General features: G+C 63.0%; 1 protein-coding gene. It reads left to right on the top strand.

Annotated elements, in window-relative coordinates:
• The coding region (locus AB0G16_RS38835; protein ID WP_362816048.1) for a hypothetical protein at positions 1 to 1,073 on the top strand (1,073 nt) is incomplete at both ends.

Below are 1,073 nucleotides of genomic sequence, written 5' to 3' on the forward strand. Positions count from 1 at the left end.
GACTGGGCCTACGACACCATGGCCAAGGACGCTCCGGCCGCGGTCGACGTCGCCGGCTGGTGGCTCGAGAAGAACGGCGAGACCAACAACCTCGCCAAGGCCAAGCCCTACACCTGGGAGACCAAGGCCACGCCGAAGCTGAACGCCGCTGGCGGTTACACCGCCGACGGCAAGCCCGGCGCCGTCAAGCCGATCGGCGAAGAGGGCAAGGCGGCCGCGAAGGTCAAGAACATCAACCTGCCGAAGTCCATCGGCAAGGTGTTCTTCGTGGACGAGAAGAACGAGCTCAAGTGGTGCTCGGCCACCTCGATCCAGGGCAAGTACCGCAACCTGGTCGCCACCGCCGGCCACTGCGTCTACGACGACAAGGCTGACGCCAGCGTCATGGACAAGTGGGTCTTCGTGCCCGGCTACTACCAGGGCAAGACCCCTTACGGCATCTACGTCGGTAAGACGGCCTACACCCACTACGACTTCGCCAACTACGAGGACTACGACCGCGACTACGCGTTCGTGACCGTCTACAACGGTGTCCAGATCGGCGGCGGCACCGGCAAGGTCGTCACCAAGGACGAGTTCGACAAGTTCGAGGGTCCCAAGGGCGTCAAGACCACCGAGATCACCGAGGCCCAGTACCAGGAGTGCAAGGACTTCAACGGCAAGGAGACCTCTGACTGCTACGCGGCCAAGTCCACCTCCGAGGAGCTCGTGGGCCCGGACTGGGAAGCCGTGATCGACGGCAAGAAGTACTACGCGGTGCTGACCAAGGCTGAGGTCACCAAGGCTCAGTTCGAGGCCGCCGGTTACGGCAAGGGCCAGGGCAACAAGTTCTACGTGACCCGCGAGCACGTCACCAAGGCTCAGTACGACGCCTACACCGGTGCCGGCTACCGCAAGATCGACAGCAAGGGCAACTACACCATCACGCACTACTACGTGCAGCGGTGGGTGAAGCTGACCAAGGCTACGAAGTTCCTCAAGGACACCTTCGTCATCGTCGAGGGCTTCATCAAGGACGCCGGCAAGCTCGGCGACAACGTCGGCGGCCAGGGCTTCACCTGGAACCAGAAGCC

Origin of the sequence: Streptosporangium sp. NPDC023615, from assembly GCF_040640155.1 — a bacterium.
Classification (GTDB): domain Bacteria; phylum Actinomycetota; class Actinomycetes; order Streptosporangiales; family Streptosporangiaceae; genus Streptosporangium.